Genomic DNA, 14,874 nt, shown 5'->3' on the forward strand with positions numbered 1-14,874 from the left:
AGGAAGACTAATGAATCTTTCGTGGACAACCCATGCGTGGGAAGACTACCTGTACTGGCAAAAAACAGATAAAAAAATCCTCAAGCGCATTAACACACTCATTAAAGACACCATGCGTACCCCCTTCGATGGCATCGGCAAGCCGGAACCGCTCCGCTTTCAGCTCACCGGCTGCTGGTCCCGCCGCATTAATGAAGAACACCGACTGGTCTATAAAATAACAACCGACAATACGCTGCATATTCTGCAATGCAAGCATCATTACTAGCTATAAAGTATGGGTTGCCCGCCAGCTAGACAAACAACCCTCCTGCTAAAATTTACCCCGCTTCAGCGGGATTTTTCATACCACATATCGTCAATCATCCCAGCTTCCCGCAAACCAAAAACAAGTATCTAAAAAAATCATACTTAGCGAATTAATATCTTCATGAGCTTTAAAAAACAATTCACGCTCTCGCGTTTTAATATAATCAGCCAAAAGAACACCTTGTTCAAACGTGAAAGTTGTTGCAGGCATCGAAAAATCTGTTCTCCCAACACATTGTACCATCCTATGTAACAACTTACTGCGTATAGTTTTCTCGTCACCACCTTCGCCAAAATAGAATTCAACTGATTCTTTTATAAAATTCGCGACTAAATCTGCTGGATAAAATTTTTTATAACTAGAAAAAAGTGAATACCGAACAAGGGACAGCTTGCGCAATAGTTCATCTTTTTTCTCTAATCTGACAATTTGAGAATCTGCCATGGACACGCTAAGCATGACACTTGTCAAGCAATATAGTGCGCACTCTAGCCCCAATATATCCAAATTACTTTCAGCCATGATGTGATGTAAGTCATCCTGCAGACACATCACATGAACCTCATTAAAAGCAAAAAGTAATATCGACCATTCCACACAGAGAGGAAACTTCTCTGGGCTACCTTCCTCAAGGGTCGAATCATAAACTCCGCTTTCAAAAAAAAGTAAAAAACTTTTTTCCAACTCACTACAAGGCACATCTAGCACTCCGAATCCCCTCGCACTCTTCTTAAATCATTATTTTTTCCAAAATAATTCCATATACCTATATATATTTTTTTATCAAGAATATGACCTAAGTCATATTTTTCTTGACCGTTTTTTATGGCCTGTGCCATACTTTCTTCACGCCGCAAGAAAAACACCAAACACAACGCGAGCATAGCACCGTTGTTAGTCCGTATTTTTTCTTGGGTGCCAATCTGGAGAGTACGCAAAGTCGGCTTTCTGGAGAGGATTACAGCGCATTCTACTAACTTTTTAGCAATCAGGAGACTTAGCCATGATGAGCCTTATCAACCGTTGTTACGAGTCCTTCCGCCCGTCCTCTATCTGTGACACTCGCTACCTACGTGCATATGCCTTGCGCAGCCTCATTGGCATTCGCCGAGGATTCACCGCTCTACTGCCTATGCAACTACGTGGTGATGAGTGGAAAAACGACAAACTTACCCCAGAGGAAGAGTGTGACGAATTTGCTTTTCTATATGAAGATTTCTGGAACGAGGGAGAGCGAGACCTTTTATTCAGATACTTCTCCCATGATCTAACGCTCAACCGTGAAGAATACAAAAAAGCTTCCAAGCGAAGTGACGACCTTGAAACCGAAGCACTCAGGTTTGGAGTCACGAGCTTTCTACCAGTGGATGAGCTGGTTGCCGAAGATCATAATCGCTCTGCTTGCTTGCGTAGTCTGGCAAACTCACACAACCGAGCGACTGCGTAAAGAAAACCTCAAGCTACGATTGAAGACTATGGGGTTTAAATATGACCATCACCACGCAAGATAAATCACTGCTCATCATGGCCGCACTATCATTCTGCCCCGGCATCGGCGCAGCGTGCAGCATCATCACCCTACTTGGCGCTTTATACGAAGCCACAACCTGCGATTGGAAAATGTTTTTTATATCACTAACGCTAGGCTCTACAGCCTGCTATATTTGGAGTTAATATGCCAGAACCGATGATTGAACCAGCACCACGTGGTGCTCAACACTACCCGATCAAAGTAATCGAAACAGATAAAATGCTCCTTACTACAAAAGAGGTAAGTGAACTTACTGGTATTCCAGTAGGAACCCTCACAGTCTGGCGCTGCCACAAACGTGGTCCACGCTATGTAAAGTTTCCCAAAGGCGTTTTCTACCGCCCCGAAACGCTAAAAAAGTACTTTGAATCGTGCGAAGTTCGGACGATTGATATGTAGAAAGAAAAAGCTCCTAGATGGGAGCTTTTCTTATGCTGCATTTTTATTATCCACTCCGCTCAAAGTCTTCAAAGTAGATAGTAGCTTACCAGCCTCACAAACAGTATTCTCAGATTTCTTCATGCACAACATATTCAATTTGTTAGGATTAAGAATATGTTGATGCTTTGAAAAATAATCCTCACCAGATCTTACCAACCTGTTAGAAATTTTATCTATTTCACGAAGCACCCCTAAGACCAGCTCTAGCATCACAGAATACTGTAAATAGAAAGGAGTAAAATCAGCCTCTTCAATTGACAAATTTTGACGACATAACCGATCAAAATGTAACTTTAAATCCGCATTGATTCGATCAATAACATTCTTTAAATCATCAACCCCACTGGATACATTAAACAAATCAACAATTATATTTGGGTAAACCGACTGCACAGTCGCAACATACTTATAATCCCATTCAATCAAAGGAGCCTTTGGAAATGCAAAATTTAACTCTCTCTCAATTAGTAAATTTTTGCTCCTCACCACAGTCTTTAGCCACATGTCAAGCCTGACAGACTCAGCGTAAAGCAGCCCAAGAGTATATTCTATCTTCTTTTTATCAGATTCCAACGCTAAAATCTCAGATCGTTTTTTACTTGCCCGCTCGCTTAGCAGGAAACCGACCCCAACACCTACCAATGGTAACACCGCTTTAATAAATTCTTCAAAATTCATCTGCATATCTCCATGTTATTACATAACAATCTAAATACGCTTTTTTAAATCTTTTGCACCCCATGTTGACAATACGTTACCAAAAAAAGGGTTACAAGTTCGTAAAAACTTGTAACCCTTTGAAATCTATGGTGCGCCTGACAGGAGTCGAACCTGTGACCTGCCGCTTAGGAGACGGCTGCTCCTTTCTTCATAATTTTAGACGCTGACTTACTCGCTATTCTGACACCGGATAGCGGAGAGAGGCGTGCTAAAAGTCTTTATTGCCTGCCCCTACAACCAGTCAGATAAATCAATTTGTTATGAGCAGTTTGCTGCTTCTACGCAGGTCGCGTGTGCGCTTATTAAGCGTAACATAGCTGCGTACTCGCCAGTAACTCATAATCATTCCATTACTGCACAGCAATCCGAATCTTGTGTACCGTCTTCGGTATGGAAGAGCTTGAGGATGCAAACCCTCTCTTTTCATTCCTGGGCAGATGCCCTTTTCGTCGTTGATCTTCCAGACGTACAAGAATGTGCTGCTATTCAGGAAGATATAGCGCTTTTCCGTAAGGCTGAAAAGCCTGTTCGCTTTATTGATCCGAATATTTTTGAATCGCAACTGGATACTCTGCTTGATGAACTCATGCGGAGCGATTCTTCACGTCTTTAGCACGGTATTTAAGGAGAGGATTATGCAAAAAAATTCCATTGTTGAACCGGTCAACATCAACGTTTGTGTGTTTTTACCAGATTGGATTTTGGTTCGCCGCGACATTTCGATCGGTGCAAAGCTTGCTTTTGCAACGCTTGGTACCCTTTTGAAAGCTCAGGACTACAAAGCAATGCTGAATAGCAAGATACTCGCAAAGCGTATGGGAACCCATGAAGCTGCTGCAAAAAAGTTTCTGCGTGAACTCAAGAAGGCTGAACTGATCGGCCCTGAGAATGAACCGCAGCCTTACTTAAAAAAGGCCGCAGATGAAAGCGACGCGATCTGCAACGCGCAGTTCATGTCACAAGCAATTTGGGCAAGTGAGCCAGACGTAAACGTACCTGCGTTTAACTAGTCTGCTTACTGTGGATTTGAAGAGAATTTTCGAAAGGAACGTACAAGAAAAAATACGCCAGAAAAAAGAAAAAGGGTGAACCGGCAAGTTCACCCTTAGCAGTCGGGTTTGTCCCAACAAAGTGTAAGAAGGACAATAGCCCAAGGGAAAAACCGTGTCAAGCGGTCTGCACTACCCTATTGCCTTTTTTCTAGCGCCACTAAGGTGCTGAAAATGAAAGAATTTTTTATTCAGAAATGCGAAAACGCATTCTCTCCTGTCCCTAATTGGGTACAGCGTCTTGCTGGCCTTACTATGGGAGCAAAGCTCACTTATGGTCGTTTACTCCAATGCGCTAACAACGAAGGCGTTGCATGGCCTAGCCAACGCTATCTTTCTAAAGAGCTTGGCTGCTCGTTGCGAAGTATCGTTAGCTACATTGGCGAATTGAAAAAACACGACCTTATTCTTGTCTCAAAGGTACGTATCGGAGAACACCCGCGAACCGTCTACCGCTTTGTCGTTCCAAACGATCAACGCTCTGTTCCTGAACCCGATGACTTTACACCTTCAGTTTTAGTTGATGATGCAGATATCGCCTTCAACTCTGAAGCTGGCACGTATCTCTATGCGGCTCCTACAAAACAATCCGAAGCATTCCCCACTCCAGAATCACCACATATTTCATCAGTACCAGCCCCTGCGCAAAATGCTCTCAATGGAAGTGCACCAGAGTGCAAACCTTGCGTAGGGGTACGCAACTCTTGCACAGAGGGTACGCAGAATCTGCCGGAGGGCTACGCAGCCCCTGCACTTGTATATAATGAAGAAAAGAACAAGGGAAAAGATCAAGGAAAAGAAACAAAACACCACCCCCTTAATCCCCCTAACGAGATTTCAGAGCATATCCCTAGCTCGGAACCCAACACATCCACCGGGGAGGAGTGCGCCTACTCCTCTCCAACTTTTCCTTATTCCCCAAGGAACGACTCTACTCCTACCGAACACCCTACCCAACGTGCGGACAAAAGGAGCGATTGTATCCCTCGCTCCTCGTCCGCCACTTCTCAAGCCGAAAACCGTTCAGGCTTTGAAGCTGTATGGAATCTTTACCCGCTGAAGCAAGGAAAGGCACCAGCGCAACGCTGTTGGAACTCACTGCTCAAGGGCAACAAGCTCCCTAATCCTGAAATCATCCTTGCCTCGATCAACGCTCATATCACCTCGGACAGCCGATGGCAGCGTGGGATTATCCCAAATCTTGATCGATGGCTTCGTGATGAGCGCTGGACGGACACACCCTACTCTGCACCGGAAGCAAAAGCGGCAGGTATATCTGAGAAGTCTAAGTTAGAAGTCAGGGCATTAAAGCAAATGGCTCTGATCCGGAAAGCAGTACGCAAGTCAGACACCCCGATTTCTGACCCCATAACCAATGAGCTTTTAGATTCTCACGGTGGAATTTCGAACCTTTCACGCATGCCTGAACGCAACTTACCGTTCATATTAAGCACGTTCGTTAAAGAATACGTGGCTATGTTCGCAAGCCGAAAAATGGAGACTGAATATGCCTAAGAAGGCCAAGAGGAAAGGATTTGCAAAGGTTGAATTCCTTGCTGTGCAACCAGAAGTGATTGAGCTGCTCGAAGCTGGACATACCTTCCGTTCTGCATACGAAACAGTCCGATCTGAAGATCGAATAACAATGAGCTATCAACGCTTTGTCTGGTATGCACGCAACGGTGTGAAATCGCGCCTTGAAGAGCCTGTTAAACGAATCGCGGCGTTGGAGACCACTGAGGAACAGCTTCCTTGCAAAGCTCTACCAATAGCAACGCTACCGGCGGATATATTACCGCCAGTGCCAAAAATTCAGCCCAAAGCATTAACTGAAAAAGAGCAGCAGCTAGGCATCACAAAGCGTGACAACAAAAGCTTTAAAGAAGTCGCTGATAGCGTCAAACCCGAAGATATTTACTAAAAAGGACAATCGCACATGGCATTTATCGATATGATTTTTCAGGGCAAAGGCGGCGTGGGAAAAAGTTATGTTGCAAGCCTACTTGCTCAGTACGGACTAGCAAAAGGCTACTCCGTTGATTGCATCGACACTGATCCCGTGAACGCTTCTTTTGCAGGCTATAAAGCATTACATGCGTCTGTCATCAACATCATGGATGGTGACGATGTTAACCCTCGTAACTTCGACCAGATTTTCGACGCTATCGCCGCCCTGCCGGACGATGGAACACAGATGGTCATAGACAACGGTGCGGCAACATTTTTGCCTCTCGGCTCTTATATGGGCAAAAACACTATCCCTGCACTCATCCATAGCGAAACTAACCACGACCTTCGTCTTCACAGCGTCATTACCGGCGGACAAGCAATGGACGATACACTCATTGGTTTAAAGACGCTGCTCAAAACGTTTCCCGACTTACCTATCGTCGTTTGGATTAACCCATTCTTCGGCGACTTGGTGAAGAATGGGCAGCCTTTCAGCGAATTCAAAATCTACAAAGAGAATAAACATCGCCTTGAAGCCATCGTATCTATCCCACCGATTACGGATGCCCGTACTTTTGGTGAAGACCTCAAGGATGTACTGAACAACAGGCTTACGTTCGATGAATTTGCAGCGTCTGATCGCCCTCTCATGCAGCGTCACAGAATGAAGCGCTATTGGGAAGAAGCCTTCTCTGCAATGGATAACGCCTGCCTACTGGAGTCCTTTCATGGACAACCAGAGTGATATGAAGAAGCAGGAGGCTCATATGCCGCTAACTGCCGAAATGGTACGGCAGCAACTCATTCAGCGGCATAATCAGCCACTATCAGAAGATGATCCCATCCTCATGGTTGCGACCATGTTTGAGCTGTTCCTCACTGAATATGATGCAGTTTTACAAAAGCATCAGGGAGCCATTGAAACGTTCATGACTACCAGCTCACAATACTATGCTGACAAGGTTCAGCAAAGCACAGATGAGTTATTGAGCCGAGCGTTACAGGGAACCATCAGCAATAATATGGACGCCATGAGCGACTGCAAGAAGGCGATGGGAGATTTTTCTTCTGTGAATCGAACATACGCCATCGTCTCAGTCATATCGTGCACAATCACAATATGCTTGTTTTTGAGCTGGTTCTTCATGAGGGGGCAATAATGAGCACTGCAACACTCGACACGTTAAAAGACGAAGATCACGAGCGTCTTCTTGCTCATCTGGAACATGCTCTTGGCTCTGTCATCAGAGATGCGCTCGAAGATCCCACAGTAAGTGAAATTATGTTGAATCCAGACGGCAAAGTCTGGATTGATCGGTTCGGGAAGCCCATGAGCCATGAAGCGAATCTTACTCCACGTGAAGGTGAATCAATCATCTCACTTGTGGCAAGTTCGCTCAAACGCACTGCAAACCGGCGCAATACGAGCATTGCAGGTGAATTCCCCATTGGGAACCATCGTTTTCAGGGGCAACTACCGCCAAACACAACTGCTCCCATGTTCAGCATTCGCAAAAAAGCCGACAAGGTGCTTACACTGGACGACTATGTGACAAGCGAAACGGTCACTGAGGAAGTAAAAGCGATACTTGAAGAACAAATCATCAAGCGCCGTAACATTGTTGTCGCCGGCGGGACGGGTACGGGCAAAACAACATTGGCCAATGCAATCATTCACTCCATAAGCGCGCTCTGTCCGGATGATCGTTTAGTGATTCTTGAAGACACGTACGAACTGCAAAGCCAGAGCATTAACACTGTGCGCTTGAAGGCAACGGAAGAATTTCCCATGGAGTCACAGCTCAAGGACACATTACGTCTTCGGCCTGATCGAATTATTGTAGGTGAAGTGCGTGACGGTGCAGCGCTAAAGCTTCTGGAAGCATGGAATACAGGGCATCCAGGCGGCATCTCAACACTGCATGCAAACTCTGCATTGGAAACACTTGATCGCTTAGAAACACTTGTACAATACATCTCTGCAACGCCGTTACCAGGCGTTATTGGAAACGCTGTGGATTGTATTGTCTACATCACACATGCTGACACCAAAAGCTGTCGCAAAGTGACTGCTGTGCTGGATATTGCCGGTTACGATAGTTCCACACAGAAATATACTAAGGAATATCTTTACCATGAATAAACCTAATTTTTCCAAAACATTTTCATTCGGGTGGCATGTTTCCTTTGTCTTTTCATTAGCGTTTCTAGCATTCTTAGCCTCTCTTTTTATAGAGCTGGAAATACAAGGCATTGATTTAAGTTTTATTCCAATTCCATCCTCTATTTTGAGATTGCTATCTATTTTAGGACTTGCACTTGCAGGCATTCTTTTGATCGTTGGACGCTCTCCTATTGAGAAACCACCTTATTACCAAAGCCTTAGAGACTGCTATTGCGCTAAAATTATTCCTAAAGAAGCTTATAACACCCTCATTTTCGCTATTGAACAGGATTTCAACATACTTGTTGTTGGAGAAAAAAATGTCAGCACATGGAATTTTTCAAGATTAACTAGAGAAAGCAAAAGAATGACTCGGGTTAGTCCTGATAGAGCCATATTCGGTGATATTGACAGCAAAGTTTCTGCCCTAATGATGCTTAATGCATGGAAACCTAGAAAACCTAGTGGGCTTGCGACAATCACTGCTTCCTCAGCAAAAGATGGTCTGAAAGAACTTGAAGAAATTATTACAAATCAATCTGTTTCAAAAAGTGACACATTACAAAACGACATTGTAGAAGCTGTTGATCTTGTCGTTTTCATTACACATCCAGACAATCAACCTGAATTTTCTATCGGTGAAATCAGTCTAATCACAGGATTCGACCACGATACCCATCAATACATCACGGAGTGCCTTTACTATGAGCCGCAACAGTAATCTTATCAGTCTGGCAGGGCTAATGCTCCTGCTCGTTTTACCTGAGCTGTGTCATGCTTCGGCAGGTATCAGTGAATTTAACGGCCCGTTTGAAAAAGTAGTGGGCACCATTACAGGGTCTACTGGCCGCTGGATAGCTATCTTTGGCGTTGCAACAGCAGGCGGTATGTTGATCTGGAAAAAGGAAGACCCCATGGGCGCTTTTAAAATGCTATTAAGCGTTGTTTTTGGTGCTTCATTTATTGCCCTTGCTGCGAACATTACTGACGCAGTGTTTTCTTTCTCCGGAGCACTCTTATGAGTTCAAAATCAGAAGCACCAAAACGACGACTCATTCCAGTTCACCAGTCCTTGCATCGACACTTCCTTGTAATGGGGGCTGAACGTGATCTTGTAATGCTCTCAGCGCTCATAGCCATTCTCATTGGAATGGGTGGATTTACCTTCCCATCAGCAATTGTTGCAGCTGCGATCTGGTTTGTTTCGATTTTTATTTTGCAAGTAATGGCAAAAGCAGACCCGCAGATGTCACGCGTGTACCGCAGACATTGGGACATGCAGGATTTTTACGAAGCTAAGGGAACTCCTTGGCAGCGTATCGGTTGGAAAGGCTAACAGGAGTATGACGCATGATTGGCTTGATGGAGTGGAAACATAAAGACAAACGTAGCCTTGCAGACATGCTGCCGTACGGCGCAATGGTCGATAACGGCATCTTATTATGCAAAGATGGTGCGCTGCTGGCTGGTTGGAAATATTCGGGCAACGACACTGCGTCCAGCATGCCTGAAGAGCTGGCTGCTGTTAGCTCTCGTGTGTCCAACGCGTTAAAGGATATTGGCACAGGATGGTCATTATACGTCAATGCAGTGCGTTCTTCTGCTCAGGATTATCCACAAGCTGAGCGCAGCGCTTTTCCGGATAAAGTGACTCAAGCCATTGAGGCAGAACGTAGGAGCACTTTTGCTGATCACGGTGGTTATGTAACAGACTATACGCTCATGATTTCGTATCGTCCGGAGCGCAAAGCCGAAAAACTTAAAAAAATTGCATACGATCGTCACACTCCGGAACAGCAAAGGAACGATTTGGAAAAGGGGCTAATTCTTTTCAATAAGAAGCTTGTGGAGCTGGAAGAAACACTTGGTACTGTTCTTGATATGAAACGCCTTATGGACGTTGAAGTACCAACTGAGGATTCATCTGTTTGTATTTCCGAACTGCTGAGCTGCCTTCGTGAATATATTACGACAGAGAGAATGTCCGTAACCTTACCGGATACTCCTGTCTATTTAGATTCTCTACTTAGTGGAGCAGACCTGCTCGGAGGAATCCAACCACAGATTGGTAACCAGCACCTTGCTGTACTGTCTATTGAAGGCCTTCCGGCACAAAGCTGTCCGGCGATGTTTGCAAAGCTGGATACTCTCTCCGTGGCGTACCGTTTCTCAACCCGCTTCATTCTTCTTGATCAATTCGATGCGCTTTCTGAAATAGATAACTACCGTAAAACATGGAACCAGCTTAAATTTAAATTCATGGATGTAATGTTCAACAATCCGAGAGCACGGATGAACCGCGACGCTGCAATCATGACTGAAGATGCTGAACAAGCTGCAACAGATGTACAAGGCGGTGTTGTTGGTTCTGGCTTTTACACAGCAACCATCATTCTGCACGACAGTGAAAAGGAGAATCTGGAAGAAAAGGCAAGCATCCTCCGGCAGGAAATCAAAAAACTTGGCTTTGGATGCAGGCTGGAAGAAGCAAACGCTCTTGAAGCGTGGTTTGGCTCTCATCCGGGGAACATCTACGCCAACGTGCGACGCCCTCTAATCAACACGTTGAATTTAGCTGACTTTTTACCTCTTTCATCCATCTGGACAGGACGAGATGACAACCCTTGTCCATTTTATCCACCAGCATCTCCTCCGCTTATGTTTTGTAGTACTGCTGGATTTACGCCATTTAGGCTCAATCTCCACGTAGGCGATATTGGCCATACTCTTATCTTCGGCCCAACGGGTGCAGGTAAATCAACATTACTCGGACTGATTGCCGCACAGTTCCGTCGTTACCAGCAAGCAACGATCTACGCATTCGATAAAGGCATGTCCATGTACCCGCTATGCAGCGGCGCTGGTGGAACCCACTACGAAGTTGCTGGTGACAACTCTACCCTTGCTTTTTGCCCACTCCAACAGCTTGATTCCGATTCAGACAAAAGTTGGGCTGCCGACTGGCTTGCCACATGTTGCATCATGCAGGGGTTGGAGATCCTTCCGGAACATCGCAGCGCCATCCATGATGCATTGGTCTTGCTACAAGAAAAACCCAAAAAGCTCCGCTCTCTCACAGACTTTTACCACACTGTTCAGAACAACGAAGTGAAGGAAGCTATTCAGCACTATACTATTAGTGGCGCAATGGGTCGTCTGCTGGATGCAACAGAAGACAACTTAGGGCTGGCTTCATTCACTGTGTTTGAAATCGAAGAATTGATGAATCTTGGTGACAAAAACCTCATTCCTGTTTTGCTCTATATCTTCCGTAGAATTGAGAAGTCATTCAACGGGCAACCTTCATTACTCATTCTCGATGAGGCATGGGTTATGCTCGGCCATCCAGTTTTTCGCGAGAAAATCCGCGAATGGCTCAAGGTTCTGCGCAAAGCAAACTGCGCTGTTGTGTTGGCGACACAGTCCCTTTCAGACGCAAAACAATCTGGCATCATAGATGTCCTTGCCGAATCTTGTCCGACTAAAATTTTGCTTCCTAACGTCACAGCACGACAGGATACACAGCGTGACCTCTATTTCGAGTTGGGGTTGAACTCTGCCCAAGTCGAAATAGTAGCCGCAGCAACGCCAAAACGTGAATACTACGTGATGTCGTCTGAAGGGAACAGACTAGTTAATTTAGCGTTAGGCAATGTTGCCCTCTCATTCGTTGGCGCTTCAGATAAGGAAAGTATCGCGAGAATAAAAAAGCTGGAAGCAAAACACGGTACGGATTGGCCCGGCGTGTGGATGAGGGAGAGAATGTAATGGAGTCTAAAATGAAAAATATAACATTGATATGCTGCCTACTGCTAAGCAGTTTGCAACCTACTATGTCTTTTGCGCGCACAGTCTACTGTACCAATTGTTCTAACAAATTCATGCAGGCATTAGATCGCGTGACAAATGTGAATCAGCTTAAAGCACTTTGGAAGGAATACAGCGAAAGTGTCCAGCAAACTGCTCAGCAAATACGCATGGTACAGCAAAACGTCGAACAGTACGCAAACATGGTCTACAACACTGTTGCACTTCCTGCTGACACAATGAATCAGATGGTGAATGATTTTACTAGAATGTCCGGCTATGTGGAAAATATTTCAGCTAGGACAGGCGAAATCAACAGCATGAAAGAGCTGTACAACGCCTTCTACTCTAAGCAAGCCGCATTGCGCGGAATGGTGAATACAGCAGAAGGCACAAAAAACTACACTGACCGCTGGGATAGATGGTCAAGCGAGGTTGACCGGGCATGTGAAGCAACTTTTAAGCTCTCCGGAAATCAGCTCGCGGATCTACGCGACAACGGAGAGCTTGAAGCACACATCCGTGGCTTACTTTCGACTCCAAAAGGTCGAATGGAAGCAATACAGGCAGGTAACAAGCTTACTTCTATCCAAATTCAAGAAGCGCAAGCGACCCGTGCTTTGATGGCTACATATGTTCAACAACAAATGGCACAAATGCAGAAAGATGAAAAAGTTAAGCAGGTACAAGAAGAGGCAAAAAGGCGGCTTTTAAAGGTGGAGCCATTTCCCCCTTCTGACTACCCCGTAACGAGTAATAATTTTTAAAAGTTATTGCTAGTCACTGGGTAATCGGATTTCTCATCAAGACTCTGAACTTCATACGCACGTTTTCGTTGTTCCATTTCCTTTTCCAACTGAACAGACTGAGTTTCTTTGTCATTATTACTTTCAGTACAACCGGTCATAAGAGATACACTTAGTAAGATCAATAACGAAAGAGCGATAATTCTTTTCATATTTTTCTCCATCAGGATTTTTTTAATGAACAAGATGCCACAGGTCAAATTTATTTTTTTGTTATGGATAGTTATAGCGATAGCTATCTTGCTAGCAGACCCAACGAGTTCCTTGGCAGCATCACCCATGAAACCTACAAACGCTTTAGATAAAATAGGTTTCTTTTTCCAAAAAGAAACTGCTGCATGGGCACCAGTTCTGCAAGCTCATGCAATGAATTTATTTAAAGTCCTGCTCATTGGGAGCATTGCATGGATGGGAATTTCAGGGGTATTGAAACAAGAAGAAATGCAAAACATCCTCATCAGCTTTGTTAAATTATTGTTTCATGCCTCACTCATGCTCGCTTTGCTTAAGTACTATAAAGAATGGGCTAATATGCTTATTTCAGGATTATCACAAATTGCAGTTCATGAGTTGCGTTCTCCTGCTCTTGATCCACAAGCAGTCTTTGTTACGGGAATGAAATTAGTTTCAGCTGTTCTTGGAGAAATGAGTTTTTACAGACTCATTGATAACGTCGGGCTAATCATCTGTGCACTTGCAATATTACTTTCATTTGCACTTATCGCAGCTCAAATGCTTCTGGTTAAATGTGAAGCATACATTGTCCTAAACGCTGGAATCATTCTTTTAGGATTCGGTGGAGCAGAACAAACCAGAAGCTATGCAACAAACTTCATGCGATACTCACTAGGAATAGCCCTGAAGCTCTTTGTGATGCAATTGCTCGTAGGGATTGGTACATCATTCATCAATGAATTACCTACTGGCGATCTCTCCATGCAGGATATCTTTTTCATTATTGGTGTCGCAATCGTCCTTCTAGCCCTCACCATGAGTATTCCAGACATCGTTTCCGGTATTATTAACGGCTCTCATGTTTCTACAGGTTCAGCCATAACATCAGCGGCTTCAACGGTTGCTATGGGAACGATGGCAACAATGGGAGCAATGAAAGCAGGAGGATTTGGAGCTTTTGACGCAGGACAAGCAACGCGTGCTGCTGCTCAAATGGCAGACATCGATGGTGCTACGGGATTAGGCAAAGCAGGACACATAATGAAAACTCTTGGTTCAGGTGCTCTTTCAACCCGCACCCAAGGGCGCATGCAAAACATTCGCTCTGCTGTGGAAGGGAAAAAGGAACTACAGGACTTGATGAAAAGTGCCACACCAGATGCTCCTCCACCGACTACAGGGAACTCCCAATATGAAAGCCCTGCAGTCGATTTAACTACTAGTAACAAAAACAGTTAATAACCAACTCCACTGAAAGGCACACACTATGTCCACCTCCCAATACTTACGAGGCCGCGAAGAATGGCTTGAACGATACGGAAGTTACATCAAACAGAGACGTAACTGGCAGGTTGCTACGTTTTTAACGCTTTGTATTACGATATTGTCCATCAGCGGCAACGTAATCCAAGCGACACAATACAAAGTTGTGCCATACGTTATTGAAGTGGATCAGCTCGGCAAAGCTGTCGGGGTTCAACGCGCAACTGAGGCTACAACCATTCCTAAGCGGGTTATTCAGGCAGAAATTGCTAACTGCATCGTTAACTGGCGTACAGTAACCGCAGATTTAAGCCTTCAAGAACGCATGATTAAAAAACTTTCTGCTTTTGTGACCGGCTCTGCCAAAGGGACCATCCGCGGATGGTATCAGGCAAACAGTCCCTATGTGCGGGGGCGCGATATTCTTGTCGATGTCAAACTCAAAGGCATCCCTCTTCCCGTCAGCAATGAAAGCTGGCGAATTGAATGGGAAGAAACCATCCGGAACCATGCCGGCGTTGCTCTCGAAAGCAGTCTTTACGAGGCAACCGTCAGCATCCGCATAACTCCTGCGACAACAGATGCGTCGATAATGCAGAATCCGGCCGGCCTGCATATCACGGCTCTGTCGTGGAGTAAGCTTCTCGGCTCTTAACATC

At 44.9% G+C, this 14,874-nt stretch carries 22 protein-coding genes; 18 read left to right on the plus strand and 4 right to left on the minus strand.

Translation table 11 applies throughout. The annotated features are described in order from the left end of the window. Positions 1-10: 10 nt before the first annotated feature. Positions 11-268 carry a Txe/YoeB family addiction module toxin gene (locus N4A56_RS01350; RefSeq protein WP_295544647.1) on the plus strand — a complete coding sequence of 86 codons (258 nt, stop codon included), beginning with the start codon at positions 11-13 and terminating at the stop codon, positions 266-268. Positions 269-358: 90 nt separating this feature from the next. Here N4A56_RS01350 and N4A56_RS01355 read toward each other — a convergent pair whose 3' ends face one another. Together N4A56_RS01355 and N4A56_RS01360 are read right to left on the minus strand one after the other, a co-directional pair. Next, on the minus strand, positions 359-1,018 hold the full coding sequence (locus N4A56_RS01355) for a hypothetical protein (RefSeq protein ID WP_295544510.1): 660 nt from the start codon (positions 1,016-1,018) through the stop codon (positions 359-361). Beyond that, positions 1,012-1,167 (minus strand): hypothetical protein, encoded by a 156-nt coding sequence (locus N4A56_RS01360; protein ID WP_295544512.1) that lies wholly within the window; start codon positions 1,165-1,167, stop codon positions 1,012-1,014. The genes N4A56_RS01355 and N4A56_RS01360 overlap by 7 nt, the downstream gene beginning before the upstream one ends. 146 nt (positions 1,168-1,313) lie before the next feature. Between N4A56_RS01360 and N4A56_RS01365 the strand changes: the two genes are divergently transcribed. From N4A56_RS01365 to N4A56_RS01375, 3 genes are read left to right on the plus strand one after another with little or no spacing between them, the layout of a single operon-like run. After that, positions 1,314-1,757: a hypothetical protein gene (locus tag N4A56_RS01365; protein WP_295544513.1), complete on the plus strand. Its 444-nt coding sequence runs from the start codon at positions 1,314-1,316 to the stop codon at positions 1,755-1,757. A gap of 41 nt (positions 1,758-1,798) precedes the next feature. After that, positions 1,799-1,984 (plus strand): hypothetical protein, encoded by a 186-nt coding sequence (locus N4A56_RS01370; protein ID WP_295544514.1) that lies wholly within the window; start codon positions 1,799-1,801, stop codon positions 1,982-1,984. Between the two features lies 1 nt (position 1,985). After that, positions 1,986-2,240, plus strand: coding sequence for a helix-turn-helix domain-containing protein (locus N4A56_RS01375; RefSeq protein ID WP_295544515.1), 255 nt, complete (start codon positions 1,986-1,988; stop codon positions 2,238-2,240). Positions 2,241-2,270: 30 nt separating this feature from the next. Here the strand turns inward: N4A56_RS01375 and N4A56_RS01380 are convergent, their stop codons facing one another. Beyond that, entirely contained in the window at positions 2,271-2,960 is a 690-nt protein-coding gene (locus tag N4A56_RS01380; RefSeq protein ID WP_295544516.1) for a hypothetical protein, read from the minus strand. Positions 2,961-3,207: 247 nt separating this feature from the next. Here N4A56_RS01380 and N4A56_RS01385 point away from each other — a divergent pair, with 247 nt between their 5' ends. From N4A56_RS01385 to trbJ, 12 genes are all read left to right on the plus strand, one after another. Further along, the gene (locus N4A56_RS01385) at positions 3,208-3,615 is read left to right on the plus strand and encodes a DUF1937 family protein (RefSeq protein WP_295544517.1); all 408 of its coding nucleotides are present in this window, start codon (positions 3,208-3,210) and stop codon (positions 3,613-3,615) included. A gap of 22 nt (positions 3,616-3,637) precedes the next feature. After that, a complete protein-coding gene (locus N4A56_RS01390; RefSeq protein WP_295544519.1) occupies positions 3,638-4,012 on the plus strand; it encodes a hypothetical protein in 375 nt (124 codons plus the stop codon). Between the two features lie 213 nt (positions 4,013-4,225). Then, complete coding sequence (locus N4A56_RS01395; protein ID WP_295544521.1) at positions 4,226-5,566, plus strand: helix-turn-helix domain-containing protein; 1,341 nt, start codon at positions 4,226-4,228, stop codon at positions 5,564-5,566. Beyond that, positions 5,559-5,972: a TraK family protein gene (locus N4A56_RS01400; RefSeq protein ID WP_295544523.1), complete on the plus strand. Its 414-nt coding sequence runs from the start codon at positions 5,559-5,561 to the stop codon at positions 5,970-5,972. The genes N4A56_RS01395 and N4A56_RS01400 overlap by 8 nt, the downstream gene beginning before the upstream one ends. A 15-nt stretch (positions 5,973-5,987) precedes the next feature. Then, on the plus strand, positions 5,988-6,746 hold the full coding sequence (locus tag N4A56_RS01405) for a conjugal transfer protein TraL (protein WP_295544526.1): 759 nt from the start codon (positions 5,988-5,990) through the stop codon (positions 6,744-6,746). Continuing rightward, the gene (locus N4A56_RS01410) at positions 6,730-7,161 is read left to right on the plus strand and encodes a hypothetical protein (protein WP_295544528.1); all 432 of its coding nucleotides are present in this window, start codon (positions 6,730-6,732) and stop codon (positions 7,159-7,161) included. Before N4A56_RS01405 ends, N4A56_RS01410 begins: the two co-directional genes overlap by 17 nt. Continuing rightward, positions 7,161-8,144 (plus strand): P-type conjugative transfer ATPase TrbB, encoded by a 984-nt coding sequence (gene trbB / locus N4A56_RS01415; RefSeq protein WP_295544530.1) that lies wholly within the window; start codon positions 7,161-7,163, stop codon positions 8,142-8,144. The genes N4A56_RS01410 and trbB overlap by 1 nt, the downstream gene beginning before the upstream one ends. Beyond that, positions 8,137-8,886 carry a hypothetical protein gene (locus N4A56_RS01420; protein ID WP_295544532.1) on the plus strand — a complete coding sequence of 250 codons (750 nt, stop codon included), beginning with the start codon at positions 8,137-8,139 and terminating at the stop codon, positions 8,884-8,886. The genes trbB and N4A56_RS01420 overlap by 8 nt, the downstream gene beginning before the upstream one ends. Further along, on the plus strand, positions 8,870-9,187 hold the full coding sequence (locus N4A56_RS01425; protein WP_295544534.1) for a TrbC/VirB2 family protein: 318 nt from the start codon (positions 8,870-8,872) through the stop codon (positions 9,185-9,187). The genes N4A56_RS01420 and N4A56_RS01425 overlap by 17 nt, the downstream gene beginning before the upstream one ends. Next, positions 9,184-9,501, plus strand: a complete 318-nt coding sequence (gene trbD / locus N4A56_RS01430; RefSeq protein ID WP_295544536.1) for a conjugal transfer protein TrbD — start codon at positions 9,184-9,186, stop codon at positions 9,499-9,501. Before N4A56_RS01425 ends, trbD begins: the two co-directional genes overlap by 4 nt. 14 nt (positions 9,502-9,515) lie before the next feature. Beyond that, positions 9,516-11,933 (plus strand): conjugal transfer protein TrbE, encoded by a 2,418-nt coding sequence (locus N4A56_RS01435; protein WP_295544539.1) that lies wholly within the window; start codon positions 9,516-9,518, stop codon positions 11,931-11,933. An 11-nt stretch (positions 11,934-11,944) separates the two neighbouring features. Next, complete coding sequence (gene trbJ, locus N4A56_RS01440; protein ID WP_295544540.1) at positions 11,945-12,739, plus strand: P-type conjugative transfer protein TrbJ; 795 nt, start codon at positions 11,945-11,947, stop codon at positions 12,737-12,739. On the opposite strand, the gene N4A56_RS01445 is transcribed toward trbJ, so the two are convergent. Beyond that, a complete protein-coding gene (locus tag N4A56_RS01445; protein WP_295544541.1) occupies positions 12,736-13,059 on the minus strand; it encodes a hypothetical protein in 324 nt (107 codons plus the stop codon). The two genes, trbJ and N4A56_RS01445, sit on opposite strands and share 4 nt — an antisense overlap. Between N4A56_RS01445 and trbL the strand changes: the two genes are divergently transcribed. Continuing rightward, the gene (gene trbL, locus N4A56_RS01450) at positions 13,058-14,191 is read left to right on the plus strand and encodes a P-type conjugative transfer protein TrbL (protein ID WP_295544542.1); all 1,134 of its coding nucleotides are present in this window, start codon (positions 13,058-13,060) and stop codon (positions 14,189-14,191) included. The two genes, N4A56_RS01445 and trbL, sit on opposite strands and share 2 nt — an antisense overlap. A 28-nt stretch (positions 14,192-14,219) precedes the next feature. Beyond that, positions 14,220-14,870 (plus strand): type IV secretion system protein, encoded by a 651-nt coding sequence (locus N4A56_RS01455; protein ID WP_295544545.1) that lies wholly within the window; start codon positions 14,220-14,222, stop codon positions 14,868-14,870. The last annotated feature ends 4 nt before the right edge of the window (positions 14,871-14,874 follow it).

Source organism: Halodesulfovibrio sp. (assembly GCF_025210605.1).
Classification (GTDB): Bacteria; Desulfobacterota; Desulfovibrionia; order Desulfovibrionales; family Desulfovibrionaceae; genus Halodesulfovibrio.